Source organism: Nonlabens sp. Asnod2-A12, from assembly GCF_045063745.1.
Taxonomy (GTDB): Bacteria; Bacteroidota; Bacteroidia; order Flavobacteriales; family Flavobacteriaceae; genus Nonlabens; species Nonlabens xylanidelens.
Window position 1 is genome coordinate 1,522,560 of the sequence record NZ_JBEFOB010000003.1, and the last position, 19,152, is coordinate 1,541,711.

Here is a 19,152-nt window from a genome sequence, read left to right on the forward strand (position 1 = left end):
CAATAAAATTTTCATAGATTGATTGTTAAATTAAAATCTTCTAAAAAAACCCTCTTGAGATTAAACACCTTTTACGTGGTGTTAATTATATCAATCATTTAAAACTTCAAGTAATTGTTTACTACAATTCGCTAAGGATTCATTACTAAATTTATTACATACAACTCATTTTCAGGGACTGAAGATGAAAAAATATTAAAAAATATTACATCACGCTCATTTAAATTAGAATTAGAAACAAAGATTCTTTGAATTTTCTCTCCTTTTAAGCTATTTAATTTTTCTTTATTTAGTATGGTAAAACCATAATCTTCAGTAATTATATCATCACTATTTAAACAAACTTCCTTTCCATTTTTCAACTGAAAACATATTGTGCTCTTTTTTAAAGACACACAAAACATTATTGAAAAAGAGAATAACACAATAATAAAAAATTTATTTTTTTCCATAATAACCACTTTCTCCTACTGGCACTAGTGCTAGTTTGCAACTAGTACCGTACATAGTGAAGATATAAGTATAATTAATCATGAAAATCTCTACATCTTAAAGGCTTCTTATTTATTTTTAAACTATTCTTTTTTACTCATACTCTGTACTCGTTAGAAATGAACACTAGCGGTTTTATAAACTTGCGGCAGCAGTTTTATTGATTGATTAAAAGACACTTAAAAGTCAAAGAAAACAACGTTGATTAACCAATAGAAAATAAAAAATGCCTCTCCATTACAGAGAGGCATTTGTATTTAAGATTATTAGAACTTGTTCCGCTTTCGCGAAAGCGATACTAGTATCTATATTTAATAGTTAATATACATCCAGCTTGCAATATCTTCAGTATCTGGATCATTAAACTTAATTACATAGAAGTAAGTCCCTACTGGAAGTAATCCATCACCAGCGGCTACTCCTGTATTAGGAATACCTGTAAACTCAACATAGTTATTTGCTCTAGTCTCATAAACGACAGAACCTAATCTATTAAATACTTTCATTTCAAAATTCGAAAACTGATCTACACCAGGAATAGAGAACGTATCGTTAATACCATCATTGTTAGGTGAGAAACCTTCTGGAACCTCTACCTCACAAGTTTCTACTACAAAGTTAAAAGTTGACGTGTTATAACAACCTGTAATATTATTCTCAATTCTTGCATAAATAGTACCTCCAGCAACTACTGTCGATATAGATATCGAGTTGCTACCAGCGTCTGCATCGCTTTGAGTTGCGTGATAACTAACCGTAAAATCTACTGCCGACTGACCATTTAAGATTGCACTGTCATTTACTGTAAAATCAAATGATGTTGCTCCATCGATAGGCGACTCATCACATTCTGTAACGTCTACACCAGTTCCTATGGTAGGTACTGCATTTACTACTAATTCAAATGTACCAGTTGTAAAACAGTTTGCATCTTGAAGGTTTGAAACTCTTGCATAAATCGTTTCTCCCATAGAATCAAAAGCTCCAGGCGTTAAGATCTCATTTAAGTTTGCATTTGCATCTGCTTGAGATAAGAAATAAGTTACACCATATTCTGTACTAGATTGAGTTCCTAAAATCCCAATATCTTGAGAAGTTAAGTCAAAAACTTCTATCCCATCTGCATTAGTTGGGTCATCACATAATTCTAAATCTGGTACAGCTGTATAGGCTGCTGTAGAGAAATCAATATCTAACTCTACAACTACAAAACAACCTGTTGCAACTTCTTCTACTCTAACAAACACAGTTTCACTAGTGCTAACATCATAAGCTGTTATACTAGTTAATGGGTTTGATGCAGCATCTGCATCTGCCTGATTACCAAATGGAGTAACAGTAAATGCCGCTGGATCTAGTCCGTTAAGAATTTGAGTATCACGCGCTGTTAAATCTACTTGAGCCACCGAACCTGTTTGAGCACATACTATAATGTCATTAGGCTCAACAACTGTAATTTCTGAAGCTACATCTATACAAATGGTTTCTGTATATGTACAGCCAAAACTGTCTGTAAATATGTAGTCATAACAATGTTGCCCAGCAGTAGTAGGTGTCACGGTAATAACATTTCCATTTGTTGCGGTAATATCTGCATTTGCAGCCCATTCTTGAGAAACTTCACCAGGAGTATACCTTTCTGCGTCAGGAACAATTAATGGGTTAAAATTGATACCCCATTCAAAAATATAACCGTTATCACTACGTATGTTATCTACAACTCTAAGGCACCATAATCCATTAAGAGATGTTCCTGCAAATGTAGAGAAAGGATCTTCTGCAAGGTAATCTCCTGCAGGAAGTGTAGCAACACCTAGAGAAGCCTGAAAAAGAGTTTGTGTAGCACTAGGCGCTTCAGTAAAATTATAAACAAATCCTACTCCAGGAGTTAAATCTGTATCTACATCGATAGGTACACCTAAGAATGTATTTCCACCACCACCGGTTTTCACATCTATTATTGCACCGTTAGGAGCAGTTAACGTAATATCTAAATCTCCTAAATAACTATGCTCCATATTAATGAAGAAGCCTAACAAGTCTGCTGCACTACTAAGCGTTGCTCCAGGAGCAAAACCACTTACATCAATACAAGTTTCATAAAATGTTGAAGCATTATCATCTGGTAAAAATGTTACACCTGAAACTGGAGGTGCAACTTGTGATGCAAATTCAGTTGCTACAACCATTCCAGTAATGTTCGTAGATTCTCCAAAACAGATAGAAGTATCTGCAGCTACAGTACCAGTAAAGTCTGGTGTAGTAGATACTTGTATCACAACATCTTCTAAAGATCTATCTCTACAACCGTCTGGTGCGGTAGCGACGAAGTCTATTCTATAAACACCTGGGTCGTTAAAAGTCTGTTGTAAAGTAGTTCCAACAGCTTCTGTACCGTCAGGAAGTCTGAATTTATATGTTGCTCCAGCAGAATCATTTGAAAATGTAGCTGAACCAGTAAAGTCTACTACTTCTCCTTGACATAATCTAAGAATACCGTCTGCATCAATTGCTGGTACAGTAACTATATCTGTAGTAATAGTTTGACATGTGTCAAAACATTCTACAGCAGCTTGCCAGCCAGTTGAAGTTCCTGCTCCATTAGAAATAAAAGTAAAAGTTAAACACCCTGAAGTATTTGCAGCACTAGCTTGAAGTGTTCCTGGTGAATTTGTTCCTTGGAAAACACCTAAAAAAGGAGCTGTATTACTATCTCCATCATAAGCAAGAAGGATATCACCGAACTGTGTGTCAAATGAATTAAAAGTTACTCGCATAGCATCTGTTTCAAATGGAGAACAGAAAGTAATAGTAAAACTTTCACTAACAGCATAATCACCAGTAATACCACCTGAGTCTGTAAAGCTACCTGAACAAGTAACAAACTCACCGTCGGTCATAGGAAAGTCTTGTGCGGTTGAGAAGGCTGTAAAAAATAGTATGCCTATACAACTAAGAATAAAGTTTTTCATAAATATAGTATTGCGTTTTGGATATGGTTATAACTAACTGCAAAATAATCAAATTCATTAACCCATTATTAAGAAATTATAATTTCTATGAACTGTTTATCAAACAAATTTACACAATTAGATAAAACACGTATTTTTTCGGTATAACGCATAAAAAAACCGCTTGATGTGATCAAGCGGTTTAAATAAATTATTAAAAAGATAGATTATAGCTCTTCTTTTTCAGGTTTTGGCTCTTTAGGAGTCAATTTTCCATTTGTTTTAGTCATGGTATCAAACATCACTGGTGTTGCAATGAACACAGATGAATATGTACCTACTATTACACCGATAATTAACGCTAGCATAAACCCTTGTATAGACTCACCACCGAATATGAAGATAGCAAGCAATACAATTAATGTAGTTAAAGATGTATTTAATGTACGTGATATAGTACTACTTATTGCAGAGTTAACCGTTCTAGGGAATTCCCAATTAGTACGCTCGTTGATGAATTCACGTATTCTATCAAATACAACCACTGTATCATTCAGTGAATAACCAATAACGGTTAAGATCGCTGCAATAAACGCCTGATCTATTTCCATGTTAAATGGCAACACTTTGTATAATACAGAGAACGCACCTAATACAATAATAACATCATGGAATACAGCTGCTACTGCACCTAATGAGAATTGCCACTTACGGAAACGTATTAAGATATAAATAAACACCACGATAAGAGATCCTAAAATCGCATAAAGTGAACCAGTTAGAATATCATCTGCAATAGATGCACCTACCTGGAAAGAAGATCTAATACCGTGCTTCTTGTTTTCGTTACTCACATCAGCAAACTGAGCTTGTGACATGTCGCTAGGTAAATAAGGTTTAAGAACTTGATATAATTTATCTTCTATTTCCTGACTTACTTCACTATCATCTCTATCAATACCATACTTCGTACTAATTTTTAATTGATCTCCAGAACCATAAGTTTTTGCCTCAGCACTACCGAAGATATCTTCGGCACTTAGTTGCTTTGTGATCTCTGTTGCATTAACATCTTGAGCAAAACCTACAATTACAGTACGTCCACCAGTAAAGTCAATACCCATGTTCAACTTATTAGTTGCTAGAGAGATTAAACTTCCTACAACTAAAACACCAGAAATAATGTAAGCCATCTTTCTCTTTTTCAAGAAGTCGATATTTACATTTCTAAACCAGTTCTTTGTAATAGATGTTGAGAATCCAATAGTTTTCCCATTACTTACATAACCATCAACAAATAATCTTGTGATAAAGATTGCTGTAAATAATGAAGTCAGAATACCTATCATTAATGTAGTTGCAAAACCTTGAATAGGTCCTGTTCCAAATACATAAAGAATAACAGCCGTTAAGAATGTAGTTACGTTTGCATCTAGAATAGAACTTAATGCGTTGTTGAAACCATCTTTAATACTGTCTGCTTGTGATTTACCTTTTGCAAGTTCTTCACGTATTCTTTCAAAAATAAGTACGTTAGCATCTACCGATATACCTATCGTTAACACAATACCTGCAATACCAGGTAAAGTAAGAACTGCTTTAAGAGATGCAAGAGCACCAAATATGAATAGTATGTTTACTAAAAGAGCGATATCTGCATATAAACCTGCACGACCATAATAGAAGAACATCCATACTAATACTAATAAAAGAGCGATTCCAAATGACCATAATCCACTGTCAATAGCTTCTTGACCTAATGATGGTCCGATCACGTCACTTTGAATAATTTCTGCTTTTGCAGGTAATTTACCAGCTCTAAGTACAGTTGCAAGATCTTTAGCCTCATCAATTGAGAAGTTACCAGAAATTTGAGTCTGTCCACCAGAAATAGCACCGTTAGTTACATTAGGCGCACTGTACACTGTATTATCTAAAACTACAGATACTTGAGATTGGTTTTGATAAGCTTCAGCAGTCATATCTTCCCAGATCTTAGCACCTTCACCATTCATAGACATACTCACTACTGGTAGTCCAGAGTTACCATACTGCTGGCTTGCATCTGTAATAACACCACCAGTAAGTGGCGCTTCATTTTGAGAGTTACCTTTTAATGCATATAAATCTATAATTTCATAACCTAACGCTTCATTCAGAACAGGAAGTCCCCATGCAAATTTCACATTGCGTTGTTCTGAAGTTAATTTACCTCTAGCTTGTGGGTCATTGATATAACTATCTATTAAGTCTTTATCTTCTGCTTTAAAAGCTGCAAGTGCTCCATTAGGAGATTGAAACATTCTACTAAAGATAGGACTCTTATCAAAGTCTGCATTAGAAGGTCCATCTGTAGAAGCTTCTTCTTCATTTTCTTGATTTAATAAATCTCCAAGACCAGCCTCAGTAGAATCTGTAGCTACTTCAGTTTGTGCTGCAAGACCGTCTGTTGCAACAGCTTCTTTTTGAGATGCCGCGCTAGCTGCAAGCTTTGCTGCCCAGTAGGTATTTGCTTCGTTTAAATAAGAAGCAATTGCATTAGGTTGGTACACATGCCAAAACTCTAATTGTGCCGCCTTAGTAAGGATATCCTTAATACGCTTTACATCAGTCTCACCAGGTAATTCAATAAGAATACGACCAGAAGTACCTAATTGCTGTAAGTTAGGTTGTGTAGTACCGAATTTATCGATACGCTTTCTAAGTACATCAAATGCACTAGTCATGTAGTCCTTAAGCTCTTCTCTAAGAATAGGCTCTACATCAGAATTACTCATGTCAAATTCAATTCCACGAGTTTGCATTTCCTGATTTGCAAAAATATCTGGAGACGCAAGTTGTGCTCCATCTATATTATTAAATTCTTCAATAAAATAGTTAAAGTAGTCATCCTGACCATCTTTAATTCTTTCATCTGCTGCATCTAGTGCTCTATTGAAATTAGGATCAGTAGAATCGTCTGCCATTCCTGTTAATAGATCACGTACAGATACTTGAAGAATTACGTTAATACCACCTTTAAGGTCAAGTCCTTTCTTAAGTTCTTGATTCTTTGCGTCAGCATAAGTTGTAAATCCACCCCATACATCTTGTGATGCTACAGAGTCTAAATAATGTTTTTGAGCCTCGCTCTTTAATGAAGATGCGTTTACAGCACTTTCATCTACTTTAGAACTAGAATAAACATCAGCATCACCTTCTACTTTATTAGTAATAAACGTGTAGGTAAGCTGGTAAATACTAGCTATTGCAAAAATGATCGCGAAAAAGCGGATCAATCCTTTATTTTGCATGTTGTTATATTTTTAGGTTAAATTTAAAAGTCGGCAAATATGAGATTTACCTTTTATATGGACAATTCATTTGTCCTTTAAAAACGAAATATTTATCATCAAAAGAATGATAACCTTTCTTAGACACCCATTAATACATGAATATCTATTTATGTAGAATAAACTGGTTAACAACCAGACCTAAGAAATAGGGCCTGCTCTTACTTCTGGAATTTTATAGGTAGAATCATTAAAAGCAAATAAGACGTCGCCTCTAACTTTTACCGCTATCGCAGTTAATTGATTGCGACTATCAATAGTAACAACAGGACTTACAAAGCCTAAAACTTGCGAGCCTCTATTATAATCTTGTTTTAATTCAAAGTAACACTTACCCTCATTATCAAATCCTGAAACGACATTTTCTTGAATCTCATAAACATCTATTTGATAATCTCGTATATTCTCTTTTACAGGCTTGTCTCCTACATGATATAATGCCGTTGCTACCTCTGTTGAATCATCTAGACTTGTAAATAGCTGTTCTTTTACATTTTGAATAGCTAGATGACTGTAATAAGACACTTTTAAAGAGCCATTATCTAGACTAGAAATAGTTACATTTCTAGCACCTAAACTCAATAATTGAGCCTTTACGGTTTCTATTGCCAGATCTTTAGAAGAAGTATTTTCACCTTGTATAAATGTAAGTAGAACCTCTTGATTAGGTACATCTACACTTTGTTGTTCTACAACAAAATAAGAGATTATAGCGATCAGGGCGCCTATGTACCATTTTACATTCACGTGCCAAATATAAAGAATTACATCTGCTTTTACACTAACCCTATTTATTTAAAGTCTAGCAGTCATAGTAACTACATAATTTATTGATTTTCAATTATTTCTTTATCAATTAAAATATGATTACTAGTTCCGCTTTCGCGAAAGCGGAATACAGAAAAACAATTAAAACACACATAAGCTACTTAGAAAACATAAGGCATAAAAAAACCGCTCACATGGAGCGGTTTATATAATAAAATGTATCTAATCTCTAGATAAGTGCGTTAGTAGCTTTTACACCTTCTGCACTTGCTTGCATAGCAGCTTTTTCAGCATCACTTAAGTTTATCTCTACGATCTTCTCGATACCATTTCTACCTAATACAACTGGCACACCTATACAAAGGTCAGAAAGTCCGTACTCACCATCTAATAAAGTACTACAAGGGAATATTTTCTTCTGGTCACAAGCGATAGCCTGTACTAGTCCAGAAACAGCAGCACCTGGTGCATACCATGCACTTGTACCTAAAAGACCTGTAAGAGTTGCTCCACCTACTTTAGTAGCTTGAAGTACTTCTTCTAATCTTTCTTCAGATAAGAATTCACTTGCTGGCACAGAATTACGAGTTGCAAGACGTGTTAATGGCACCATTCCTTTATCAGAGTGACCACCTATAACCATACCATCTACATCAGATATCGGCGCTTCAAGAGCTTCGGCAAGACGGTATTTGAAACGTGCACTATCTAAAGCACCACCCATACCTATAATTCGGTTTTTAGGCAATCCTGTTACTTTGTGCGCAAGGTAAGTCATGGTATCCATTGGGTTAGAAACCACAATTAAGATAACGTCTGGAGAATGCTTTACTAGACTTTCTGAAACAGACTTTACAATACCTGCATTAATACCTATTAATTCTTCACGAGTCATTCCTGGCTTACGTGGAATTCCTGAAGTGATAACAGCGATATCGCTACCAGCAGTTTTTGAGTAATCATTTGTCGCTCCAGTAATTTTAGTATCAAAACCATTTAATGATGCTGTTTGCATCAAGTCCATTGCTTTACCTTCGGCAAAACCTTCTTTGATATCTACTAATACTACTTCACTTGCAAAATTTTTGATTGCAATATACTCTGCACAACTAGCGCCTACTGCACCTGCTCCTACTACGGTAACTTTCATGTTATAATGATTTAATTTATAGTATAATTTAAGGCCTAAAATGGCTCTAAGCAAAAATAAACAAAACGCCCATAATTAAAGACAAAGTAGCCTTAAAACTATGGACGTTAAGATCCCAAAAAGGATAATTAATGTATAAACTCTTAAATTCTGAAAAATATAGACGCACTTGCTGTGTCATATTCTCCAAAACTATAATCTGCATTGATATTAAATGCTCCCAAAGTTAATTTTGCACCTAAGGTTCCTAAAACACCACTTACATCACTTTTTAATGACAAAGGATCTTCAACGGTACTAGAAACTGGAAAAATAACCGTGTTAGATCTAAAGGTATATGTACCTTTTAAATCTGTTGTAGAATTTCCTGAAACGTAATTAAGACCTCCATAAAAATTAAGAACTTTAAAGTTTGTACTTGCTATTGCCGCAAAATTATAAGCGTTTGTTTTAGTTTCTAATAACTGGTCACTACCTTCTACCACTGCGCCATCTTCAAAATCATAAGAAGCATCCAACCTTGTAAACGCGCCTAAAACAGAAACAGAAACTGGCAAATTATTCACTCCATCTTCATTAGTAAAAAACTGTGTCAGTTCCCACTGTAAACCTACACCGTAAAGACCTGTTTCTACCTCATCTGTTTCTATTTTTGGTATAAAACGGGCTTTAACCTCTAGACCAGCACCTAGACCTACTCCTACTTGAAAAAATGCCGATGGCACCACATCAAGACCTGTACTACCTATTCCCTGAGCTAGCGTTATAATATCTTCTTGTAATAATAAATTTGTATTTGACTCTCTACTCCTTATTATTAAGGACTCATCTGGATTATTTTCACCGAGAGCACTGGCTACTAACCTAGGTGTCGTACTACCATCACCAAAAGTTACCGAGATATTTGCTGAAGGATTACCTGTATTATTATAACTATCCTGTATGATACGTTCATACTCTAATGGATCTAGAACAAATGACTTCTTTTCATCTGGCGCAAAAGTACCTTGAGCTTTAATTTGTAATTTAAACTTACCTGGTTGTAACACCTTACCACTTTCATACCATCCAGAGGCTAGATTATAGGTAAAAGCTTCAGCTGCTGGAGCAGTGTAAGAATTTGCATATTTATCTGCCGCCTCTACACCTGCCGCAAGAATATCAGAAAAGCCATTTTGCGCCTGCGATAAGCACCCAAGACAACACAGCACGATAATTACTATATTTTTATTCAGTTTCATATTCTTAAATTTAAACTATAATTGATTAAACATAAATAAATCACCTTTTAAAAAAGTCGACCGTAAAAGTACCCTTTAAAAACAGAACATAAAAAAAGCCCTCTATAAAAGAGAGCTTTTTTAAATTATCACGTACTTTATCTATGCATCAATATTTGCATAAATCGCATTTTTCTCTATAAACTCTCTACGAGGTGGTACTTCATCACCCATTAACATAGAGAACACACGGTCTGCCTCTGCAGGACTATCTATGGTAATCTGACGCAATGTTCTAAATTCAGGATTCATAGTAGTATCCCAAAGCTGATCTGCATTCATCTCACCTAATCCTTTATAACGTTGAATAGCTGCTCCACCACCGAAACTTTCTGCTATTTCATCACGATCTTTATCTGACCATGCATAGCGTTTTTTAGCACCTTTTTTCACAAGATATAAAGGCGGCGTTGCTATATAAATATATCCTAGTTCCACTAACTCCTTCATATAACGGAAGAAGAAAGTAAGAATTAAAGTTGCAATGTGAGAACCATCAATATCGGCATCACACATAATAACAATTTTATGGTAACGTAGTTTCTCAAGATTCAATGCCTTAGAATCTTCTTCAGTTCCTATAGTAACACCTAGAGCGGTATAAATATTACGAATCTCTTCATTTTCAAAAACTTTATGCTGCATCGCTTTCTCAACATTAAGAATTTTACCTCTTAACGGCAGGATAGCTTGGAACTCACGGTCACGACCTTGTTTTGCCGTACCACCTGCAGAGTCTCCCTCAACAAGGAATACCTCACACAAAGTTGGATCAGTTTCAGAACAGTCAGAAAGTTTACCAGGTAAACCACCACCACTCATTACCGTTTTACGTTGCACCATTTCACGAGCTTTGCGCGCCGCATGACGTGCTTGAGCAGCAAGTATCACCTTTTGAACAATTATTTTTGCGTCATTAGGATGCTCTTCTAGATAATCTTCAAGCATTTGAGACACCGCTTGAGAAACAGCACTTGTTACCTCTCTGTTACCTAATTTCGTTTTTGTTTGTCCTTCAAATTGTGGTTCTTGAACTTTTACAGAAACAATAGCAGTAAGCCCCTCACGGAAGTCATCTCCTGCAATATCAAATTTTAATTTATCTAATAAACCAGAACCATCAGCATACTTCTTTAATGTAGAAGTAAGACCACGACGGAAACCAGCTAGATGCGTTCCTCCTTCATGCGTATTAATGTTATTTACATAAGAATGTAGATTTTCAGAATAACTGTCGTTATAAATCATCGCTACTTCTACAGGAATACCATTTTTCTCACCTTCCATAGAGATCACATCTTCTATAATAGGCTGGCGAGTATCATCTAAGAAACGTATAAATTCTTTAAGACCTTCTTCTGACTGGAATACCTCAGTAATATTATTCCCTTCTTCATCTTGTCTTCTAGCATCAGTAAGGATAATTTTTATTCCTTTATTTAAAAATGCTAGTTCACGTAACCTGTTTGCTAGAGTATCATAATTATACTCTGTAGTCTGTTGAAAGATAGAACGGTCTGGAGTAAAAGTAACATCAGTACCTCTTTTATCTGTTTCACCTATAGCCTTAACAGGATACATAGCTTTACCACGCTCATATTCTTGCTCCCATATTTTACCATCACGGTAAACGGTCGCTTTTAAATGATCAGAAAGTGCATTTACACAACTAACACCAACACCGTGTAGTCCACCAGATACTTTGTAAGAATCTTTATCAAACTTACCACCTGCACCGATTTTAGTCATTACTACTTGTAATGCAGACACTCCTTCTTTTTTATGAATCCCAACAGGAATACCACGACCATCATCAGTCACGGTAATACTGTTATTCTCATTTATCTGTACAGTAATATTATTACAATGTCCAGCAAGCGCTTCATCTATAGAATTATCAACCACCTCATAAACTAAGTGATGTAAACCTCTAACTCCTACATCTCCTATATACATGGATGGACGCATGCGCACATGCTCCATTCCTTCTAACGCCTGAATCTGATCTGCGCCGTAATTTTTATTATTTTCTTCGCTCATAAATACGTATGATTTTTACTGCTATTTGCGTAATACACAAATATAAGAAACCACTAATGTTTATAGGCCTTAACCATTAAAATAGCAGCTTAAGTTATTAACAAATTATTAATAGGCATATGGCATTAATATTGATTAATTTAGGTCTCTCATAATCAACAACTCATACTATGAAAAATATCCATATTATTCTCTTATGTCTAACCTGCTCATTTTTCTCCTTTGCACAAAATGAGAGCGACCTAACTTTCTCTCAACTAGATAAAAGCCCACTAGATGTGGTTATGTATCGCGACGCAAATAAAGCCGCTGTTGCTAGAGTAATCTACAGCCGCCCATCTAAACGTGACAGAGAAATTTTCGGAAAATTAGTTCCTTATGACCAAGTATGGAGAACTGGCGCAAATGAAGCGACTGAGATCGCGTTTTATAAGGATGTGAAATTTAATAATAAACTAGTAAAAGCAGGCACCTACTCTCTTTACACTATTCCGAGTGAAAATAATTGGAAATTTATACTTAACACAGACACCACACAATCTGGCCTTGAATATGACGCCTCTAAAAACCTAATCACCACAACTATGGACGTACTACCATCACCACAAAAAATAGAGTCCTTCTCTATAAGCTTTGTAGAACAAAACAATGGAGGTATGTTATTCTTAGGTTGGGACGACACTATCGCTAGCGTACCTTTTACCGTGGTAAATCCCTAAGGTATATTTAAATACTTATGAGTTTGCAAAGAGACTTGCCATTCTGGATTTTCCATAACGAATTCGGTAATAAATGGAATCATTTTTTCACGCACAGACCACTCTGGCTGTAAAAAAAGCTTGCATGTAGAAGATACTTTTTCAGATTCCGCTTTCGCGAAAGCGAGATCATGACGATTAAATACGATTACTTTAAGCTCATGTGCTGCTTCATAGACTTCAGGAAGTGGCATTTTTGCTTTTTTAGGCGATAAACAAATCCAGTCCCAATGACCAGAGAGCGGATAGGCTCCACTGGTTTCAATATGCACATCGAGAGAGGCATTTTTTAAACCTGTAGTAAGAGGTTCCATATTCCATGTAAGAGGCTCTCCTCCTGTCACTACTATAGTTTTACTATACTTTGCTGCATTTGCCACGATTTGATCCACACCTGTAGGTGGGTGTTTTTCTGGATCCCAGCTCTCTTTTACATCGCACCAGTGACATCCCACATCACAACCACCTACTCTAATAAAATAAGCCGCGCGACCAGTATGATATCCTTCACCCTGAATGGTGTAAAACTCTTCCATTAAAGGCAACATAGTACCTTTTTCAACCTGTTGCTGTATTGTTTTCTCTAGCATCTTGCAAAGATACGTTAGCTTTTACATTAATTATAACAGAGTAACATATGATAAATTAATACATTTGTAGAAAATATAATCCCTCAACTATATTTTATTCAAATACTTAACCATACTCACTCTTTACTTTCTTCATGAAAAAATTCTTTTATTTACTTATAATAATCTCTAGCCAGATTATTACAGCCCAAGTAGGTGTCAATACTTCAACCCCTGATGACGGCTCTGCATTACAAATAGATAGTACAACTGGCAGTTTTGTCCCTCCAAGAATGGATACTGCAGCAATGAACCTAATCCCAACGCCTCTAGAAGGCTCTATTGTATTTAATACAGATACAAAATCGTTGCACATTTATAAAAATCTAAGTTGGAAAAACCAGGCAACTCCCACCATTCCACAAATCACTTTGTATAAAAGTTTTAATGGAACTGAAGATATAGGAACCGATTCTAACTTTCATCAATTCCCTATAGGTGAAGGTTCTGGAGAAATTCTCTCTTCAGACCCTACACATTTTGATGTTATATCTGACGGAAAAATTAGAATACTAAAATCTGGAACTTATCAAATAAGCGGAGGGATTTCATTGCGTAATGTTAATAGTGGAGATCATAAATACATATTAGGTGTTTTTATAGACTCCAGTCGCAAAGGATACTTGTGTCGTGGATATGCTAATATACCTGGAAGTAATGATTACTGGGGTGCTTCTGGGGTGTTTCAATTTAAAATTACAGCTGGTCAAGTGCTCGACCTACGTTTTTACCTAACTAATAGCGACACTGCAGAACCATTAGACTTTTGTGATATAGGGATCTTAAGAGTATCCGATTAAATAATACCATTTAGAGACATTACAAAAACAGTTCTTCGTTATTGCAGAACTGTTTTTTTATACCCAAATTTTTGAATTACTTTTGAGGAAACACTTTTTTCATGTCCCAAAAAGATGAATTTTTCAAATATATAACTGACGGTTACAGCCCAAAAGGCGATGCTATCATTATGGGTGCTGCAATGTTAGACGGCGAGACGTTAACAAATGCACATGTAAAAATCCCATTAAAAACTATGAACCGTCATGGTTTAATAGCTGGTGCCACAGGTACTGGGAAAACAAAAACGTTACAAATAATAGCCGAGCAACTATCACAACAAGGCGTACCTACTCTATTAATGGATATAAAAGGGGACCTTTCTGGTATAGCTGCAGAAAGTCCTGGGCATGAAAAAATAGATGAGCGTCACGAGAAAATAGGTCTAGATTTCAAAAAAAGAAAATCACCTGTAGAAATCATGACTATTTCTGAACAAGACGGAATTAAAATGAGAGCTACCGTGAGCGAATTCGGCCCGGTGCTTTTATCAAGGATTCTTGATGTTACAGAAACGCAAGCCGGTATTATATCAGTAGTTTTCAAGTATTGTGATGATAATAAGTTACCCTTACTAGACCTAGATGATTTAAAAAAGGTATTACAATATGCTACTGGAGCAGGTAAAGAAGAATTCCAAGAAGAGTATGGCCGCATATCTACATCTTCTACTGGTGCAATTCTTAGAAAACTTATCGAACTAGAACAACAGGGTGCTCAACGTTTTTTTGGAGAGCGTAGTTTTGATGTTAAAGATCTAGTAAGAAAAGATCGTGACGGTAACGGATATGTTAATGTAATAAGACTTACCGACATACAAGACAGACCTAAGCTTTTCTCTACGTTTATGCTAAGCCTGCTGGCTGAAATATATTCTACTTTTCCTGAACAAGGTGATAGTGATAAACCTGAGCTTATTTTATTTATAGACGAGGCTCATTTAATTTTTGACAACGCAAGCAAAGCATTACTTAGTCAAATAGAGAGTATTGTAAAATTAATACGTTCTAAGGGAATAGGTCTTTATTTTGTAACTCAAAACCCAACAGATATACCTGAAGGCGTATTAAGTCAACTAGGACTTAAAATACAACATGCACTAAGAGCTTTTACTGCAAAAGACAGAAAAGCCATAAAGCTTACCGCACAAAATTATCCTGAAACAGATTATTACAACACTGCCGAAATACTCACCTCGTTAGGTATAGGAGAAGCTTTAATAAGCGCACTAGATGAGAAAGGAAGACCTAGTCCTCTAGCTGCAACCCTATTGCGTGCTCCAGAAAGTCGCATGGATGTTCTATCTGACAGAGAACTAAGTGATCTCATTGCAGATTCTGAACTTACTGATAAGTACAATGAAGAAATAGATCGAGAAAGTGCTGAAGAAATTCTACAGAAAAAAATAGAAGAGGCAAATGAAGAGGAGATCAAAGAAAAGGCGGCAAAGGAAAAAGCAAAAGCTCGTAAATCTTCTACTTCTAGAACTAGCACCAGACAGAACCCTATCCTAAAAGTATTAACCAGCGCTTCTTTTATTAGAGGAGTAATGGGAATTTTAGGTAAAGCGTTAAAATAATTTAAGAGTTAAAATACTAATAAGAACTGTAAAATAAATAATGCAAAACTCGTGTAGTTTCTCTAGCAATTGTAATTTTACATCTTTAAATAAAAATATGAAAAAAGTAATAGCGTTAATTGCCGTAATAGTCGTACTAGCTAGTTGCTCTAAAGATCAAGATCCATTTGAATGGAATAAAGATCGTGTAGGTCACCTGACTAAAGACATGAAAGTATTTCAATTAGATAGCATTTATGCAAACGATAGTATTGTAAGAGCGGTCAAAGGAGATGAATTTAGTAATGGCGCAAACCAAATAGAGATCTTTGAAAAAGGTGGAGCACATTTATTAACTCTTACACCTAGTGAAGCGCTAGATAGTACAGCTACTATTGAGAATATTATTATACGTGACGAGCGTTTTACTACTTTAAAAGGTATTACTAAAAACAGTACTTATAAAGAGATAAGTACAGCATATAAAATAAGTAGTGTAGATAACATGATCGACGATGCTGTAATATGGGTAAATGAAGAAAATTTTTATTTCACAATATCTAAAGATGATTTACCTACTGATGTGAAATTTGACATTAGTGCTTCTATAGAAAAAACGATGATTCCAGAAGACACTAAGCCACTTTATATGTTTGTATCCTGGTAATTTAAATACTCATGAAAAAAACACTTCAAAAAGCCATACCTAAACTGTATGGCTTTTATTTTAATACGATTCACCTATTCTCTAAAGAAAAGGCAGCAAGTCTAGCGCTCAAAGTATTCAGCATACCTAGAAGAGGTAAAATTGCAGAACATCAAAAAGAGTTTCTTAGTACGGCTAGAACACAAAAGATAGCCTTTGAAGATGGCTTATTTCAGCTCTATCACTGGAAAGGTAACGGCCCTACAGTCTTATTAAATCATGGTTGGGAATCTAACGCCTACAGATGGAAATACCTTATTGAACCATTACAGAAACTAGACTATAATATAATCGCTATAGACGCACCTGCCCACGGAGCTTCTGACGGTGAATTATTTACCGCTGTAAAATATTCAAAAGTTATTACGACGGTTATTGATTTATATGAGCCTAAAATAGTAATCGCTCATAGTGTAGGCGCCATGGCTACTATATATCAAGAATCAAATCATCCACATAATTTTATAGAGAAATTAGTTTTATTAGGTAGCCCTAATAAACTAGAAGTTATTATGCGCGGTTATCAAAACATAACTAGCTTCAACAACTCTGTTTATGGTAGTTTAAACAACTTACTTAAAAACACTTTTGGCTTTCTAATAGAAGATTTTGTAGCTGCAGATTTTGCAGAGAAAATTCAAATCCCTTCCCTAATTGTCCATAATCCGCAGGATGTAATTGTACCCTATGCTGCAATGGATGAAATAGCTGCAAAAATGCCTAATTCCAGCACTTATACATCTCAAACTGGTGGTCATAGTTTGTACACTCCAGAAGTGATAGAAGAGGTTCTAAAGTTTCTGGCGAGACCTTAATTACATTTATATTAATCTATAATGATTGATTACTAAGCAAATTAATTATAAATTCATTAAAATAAATTAACCGCATTTATTACACATAGATAAAATTTCAAAAGAGTAAAGAAGAGCTAACAATTTCATTAAGAAATAACTGACCCTTATGACTGATCAGATTCCTACTACTAAGATACGCCAGCTATTCATCCTATTAATCATAATAGGTATTCTATTCTTGATAGGCATGGAACTACTTCCTTATTTAGGAGGTGTTTTAGGTGCTGTTACTTTATTTATTTTGCTCGCACCACTTCAAGAGAAGCTTGAAAAAAGAAAATGGAAACCTGCACTAGCCGCAACGCTCCTTATGTTCTTATCATTTGTGATTATTCTATTACCTATTGCAGGAATAGGATTGATGCTTACTTCTAAAGTAAAGACAGCTATCCAGAACAGTACAGCTATAACCGACACTATAAAATCAGAGATTTCCAAAGCTGAAGAGCTAGTAGGAATGAATATTTCTGAAAACATAAATTCTAGTGAAGTAAGTACATGGATATCCCAAAACATCCAAGATCTCGCAAACTCTAGCCTTACCGTAACCATCTCTGTAGGGATCATGTTCTTTTTATTATACTTCATGTTAACCGAGCGTAAGAAATGGTTAGCAACAGCCTTAGTGTACTTACCTCTTAAAGAAGAAAACACAAAGAATATAGGTAAAGAAAGTATAGACTTAGTAAAATCAAACGCCATAGGCATACCGCTAGTAGCCTTACTTCAAGGTGTTGTTGCCTTGATAGGTTATTTCATATTCGGCGTGGATAACCCATTCTTTTGGTTTGTAATCACCATAATAGGTAGTATGATTCCATTTGTAGGAACAGCTTTAGGAATATTACCGGTGTGTATTTTATTATTCTCACAAGGAGACACCACCGCTGCTATAGGAATACTGATTTATGGCGCCGTGGTTGTAGGTTCTACTGATAATCTTTTCAGGCTAGTGGTACAAAAACGCCTAGCCGACGTACATCCACTAGTTACACTTATAGGTGTAGTAGTCGGTGTACCTCTATTCGGTTTTATAGGACTTATCTTTGGACCTTTATTAGTAAGTTTATTTTTACTACTCGTAAAAATTTACAAAAACGAATATGGCAAACAAGGTAAGAAGATATAGTCTTGTTAATTGAGTAGATTTATTTTTTAAGATTCCGTATTTTTAACCCAAATTAAAATTGAATGAGCAAAGCATTTAAACTTCAAGATAAAATAGACGAAACTTACATTGAACAACGCAAATTGTTCATTTGGGGAATGGTAGATGAGAAAACAGCTAGACACTGTGTAGACAGATTGTTATACCTAGATTCTTTAAGTAATGAAGAAATCACTTTTGTAATTAATAGTCCAGGTGGTTATGTAACTGCTGGTTTTTCTATTTATGACACGATGCAAGAAATTAAAAGCCCAGTAAGCACTGTATGTAGTGGTCTTGCTGCATCTATGGGTTCTTTACTTCTTTCTGGAGGTACTAAAGGACGTCGCATGATACAAAAACACGGTCGTGTAATGATACACCAGCCTAGTGGTGGTGCTCGTGGTACCAGTGCAGACATTGAAATCACTGCAAACGAGATTCTTAAAACTAAAGAATTAAGTGCTCAAATTCTTGCAGACAACTGTGGACAGACTTTTGAAAAAGTGATGAAAGATTTTAACCGTGATTACTGGCTAGGAGCTGATGAAGCTTTAGCATACGGAATCGTGGATGGTATTTTATAAATAACATAACACATTTATTCAAAAAGCCAGCTTATCTTTAAGCTGGCTTTTTAATTT

Annotated in this window: 15 protein-coding genes; 7 read left to right on the forward strand and 8 right to left on the reverse strand. The window is 35.4% G+C overall.

Annotated features, from left to right (window positions below; genetic code table 11):
• Window positions 1-131: 131 nt before the first annotated feature.
• The 7 genes from ACJJVJ_RS07065 to gyrB all read right to left on the reverse strand — a co-directional run bounded on the left by ACJJVJ_RS07065 (window position 132) and on the right by gyrB (window position 12,013).
• A complete protein-coding gene (locus tag ACJJVJ_RS07065; protein WP_405369687.1) occupies window positions 132-452 on the reverse strand; it encodes a hypothetical protein in 321 nt (106 codons plus the stop codon).
• Between the two features lie 351 nt (window positions 453-803).
• Window positions 804-3,464: a gliding motility-associated C-terminal domain-containing protein gene (locus ACJJVJ_RS07070; protein WP_405369688.1), complete on the reverse strand. Its 2,661-nt coding sequence runs from the start codon at window positions 3,462-3,464 to the stop codon at window positions 804-806.
• Between the two features lie 206 nt (window positions 3,465-3,670).
• Entirely contained in the window at window positions 3,671-6,736 is a 3,066-nt protein-coding gene (gene secDF / locus ACJJVJ_RS07075; protein ID WP_405369689.1) for a protein translocase subunit SecDF, read from the reverse strand.
• A 180-nt stretch (window positions 6,737-6,916) separates the two neighbouring features.
• A complete protein-coding gene (locus ACJJVJ_RS07080; protein ID WP_405369690.1) occupies window positions 6,917-7,522 on the reverse strand; it encodes a hypothetical protein in 606 nt (201 codons plus the stop codon).
• A 250-nt stretch (window positions 7,523-7,772) separates the two neighbouring features.
• Window positions 7,773-8,693: a malate dehydrogenase gene (gene mdh / locus ACJJVJ_RS07085; protein WP_348116148.1), complete on the reverse strand. Its 921-nt coding sequence runs from the start codon at window positions 8,691-8,693 to the stop codon at window positions 7,773-7,775.
• Window positions 8,694-8,836: 143 nt separating this feature from the next.
• Entirely contained in the window at window positions 8,837-9,934 is a 1,098-nt protein-coding gene (locus ACJJVJ_RS07090) for a DUF6588 family protein (RefSeq protein WP_405369691.1), read from the reverse strand.
• Between the two features lie 141 nt (window positions 9,935-10,075).
• Entirely contained in the window at window positions 10,076-12,013 is a 1,938-nt protein-coding gene (gene gyrB, locus ACJJVJ_RS07095; RefSeq protein ID WP_405369692.1) for a DNA topoisomerase (ATP-hydrolyzing) subunit B, read from the reverse strand.
• A 170-nt stretch (window positions 12,014-12,183) separates the two neighbouring features.
• On the opposite strand from gyrB, the gene ACJJVJ_RS07100 reads away from it, so the two are divergent.
• Complete coding sequence (locus ACJJVJ_RS07100) at window positions 12,184-12,732, forward strand: DUF2911 domain-containing protein (RefSeq protein WP_405369693.1); 549 nt, start codon at window positions 12,184-12,186, stop codon at window positions 12,730-12,732.
• Here the strand turns inward: ACJJVJ_RS07100 and ACJJVJ_RS07105 are convergent.
• The gene (locus tag ACJJVJ_RS07105; protein WP_405369694.1) at window positions 12,729-13,361 is read right to left on the reverse strand and encodes a 7-carboxy-7-deazaguanine synthase QueE; all 633 of its coding nucleotides are present in this window, start codon (window positions 13,359-13,361) and stop codon (window positions 12,729-12,731) included. The genes ACJJVJ_RS07100 and ACJJVJ_RS07105 overlap by 4 nt on opposite strands.
• Before the next feature lie 134 nt (window positions 13,362-13,495).
• Here ACJJVJ_RS07105 and ACJJVJ_RS07110 point away from each other — a divergent pair, with 134 nt between their 5' ends.
• The 6 genes from ACJJVJ_RS07110 (at window position 13,496) to ACJJVJ_RS07135 (ending at window position 19,095) form a co-directional block, all read left to right on the forward strand.
• On the forward strand, window positions 13,496-14,200 hold the full coding sequence (locus ACJJVJ_RS07110) for a hypothetical protein (protein WP_405369695.1): 705 nt from the start codon (window positions 13,496-13,498) through the stop codon (window positions 14,198-14,200).
• Between the two features lie 101 nt (window positions 14,201-14,301).
• A complete protein-coding gene (locus ACJJVJ_RS07115) occupies window positions 14,302-15,819 on the forward strand; it encodes a helicase HerA-like domain-containing protein (RefSeq protein WP_405369696.1) in 1,518 nt (505 codons plus the stop codon).
• A gap of 97 nt (window positions 15,820-15,916) precedes the next feature.
• Window positions 15,917-16,465, forward strand: coding sequence for a hypothetical protein (locus ACJJVJ_RS07120; protein ID WP_104516073.1), 549 nt, complete (start codon window positions 15,917-15,919; stop codon window positions 16,463-16,465).
• Window positions 16,466-16,476: 11 nt separating this feature from the next.
• Complete coding sequence (locus tag ACJJVJ_RS07125; protein ID WP_405369697.1) at window positions 16,477-17,319, forward strand: alpha/beta fold hydrolase; 843 nt, start codon at window positions 16,477-16,479, stop codon at window positions 17,317-17,319.
• Between the two features lie 148 nt (window positions 17,320-17,467).
• Entirely contained in the window at window positions 17,468-18,490 is a 1,023-nt protein-coding gene (locus ACJJVJ_RS07130; RefSeq protein ID WP_405369698.1) for an AI-2E family transporter, read from the forward strand.
• A gap of 62 nt (window positions 18,491-18,552) precedes the next feature.
• Window positions 18,553-19,095: a ClpP family protease gene (locus ACJJVJ_RS07135; protein ID WP_405369699.1), complete on the forward strand. Its 543-nt coding sequence runs from the start codon at window positions 18,553-18,555 to the stop codon at window positions 19,093-19,095.
• Window positions 19,096-19,152: the final 57 nt, after the last annotated feature.

Bases quoted from the DNA above. Each gene is read 5' to 3' on its own strand.
- ACJJVJ_RS07105 (WP_405369694.1), bottom strand. From the start codon at position 13,361: ATGCTAGAGAAAACAATACAGCAACAGGTTGAAAAAGGTACTATGTTG.
- ACJJVJ_RS07120 (WP_104516073.1), top strand. From the start codon at position 15,917: ATGAAAAAAGTAATAGCGTTAATTGCCGTAATAGTCGTACTAGCTAGT.
- ACJJVJ_RS07100 (WP_405369693.1), top strand. From the start codon at position 12,184: ATGAAAAATATCCATATTATTCTCTTATGTCTAACCTGCTCATTTTTC.
- ACJJVJ_RS07065 (WP_405369687.1), bottom strand. From the start codon at position 452: ATGGAAAAAAATAAATTTTTTATTATTGTGTTATTCTCTTTTTCAATA.
- ACJJVJ_RS07070 (WP_405369688.1), bottom strand. From the start codon at position 3,464: ATGAAAAACTTTATTCTTAGTTGTATAGGCATACTATTTTTTACAGCC.
- mdh (WP_348116148.1), bottom strand. From the start codon at position 8,693: ATGAAAGTTACCGTAGTAGGAGCAGGTGCAGTAGGCGCTAGTTGTGCA.
- ACJJVJ_RS07115 (WP_405369696.1), top strand. From the start codon at position 14,302: ATGTCCCAAAAAGATGAATTTTTCAAATATATAACTGACGGTTACAGC.
- ACJJVJ_RS07125 (WP_405369697.1), top strand. From the start codon at position 16,477: ATGAAAAAAACACTTCAAAAAGCCATACCTAAACTGTATGGCTTTTAT.
- ACJJVJ_RS07090 (WP_405369691.1), bottom strand. From the start codon at position 9,934: ATGAAACTGAATAAAAATATAGTAATTATCGTGCTGTGTTGTCTTGGG.
- secDF (WP_405369689.1), bottom strand. From the start codon at position 6,736: ATGCAAAATAAAGGATTGATCCGCTTTTTCGCGATCATTTTTGCAATA.
- gyrB (WP_405369692.1), bottom strand. From the start codon at position 12,013: ATGAGCGAAGAAAATAATAAAAATTACGGCGCAGATCAGATTCAGGCG.
- ACJJVJ_RS07130 (WP_405369698.1), top strand. From the start codon at position 17,468: ATGACTGATCAGATTCCTACTACTAAGATACGCCAGCTATTCATCCTA.
- ACJJVJ_RS07110 (WP_405369695.1), top strand. From the start codon at position 13,496: ATGAAAAAATTCTTTTATTTACTTATAATAATCTCTAGCCAGATTATT.
- ACJJVJ_RS07135 (WP_405369699.1), top strand. From the start codon at position 18,553: ATGAGCAAAGCATTTAAACTTCAAGATAAAATAGACGAAACTTACATT.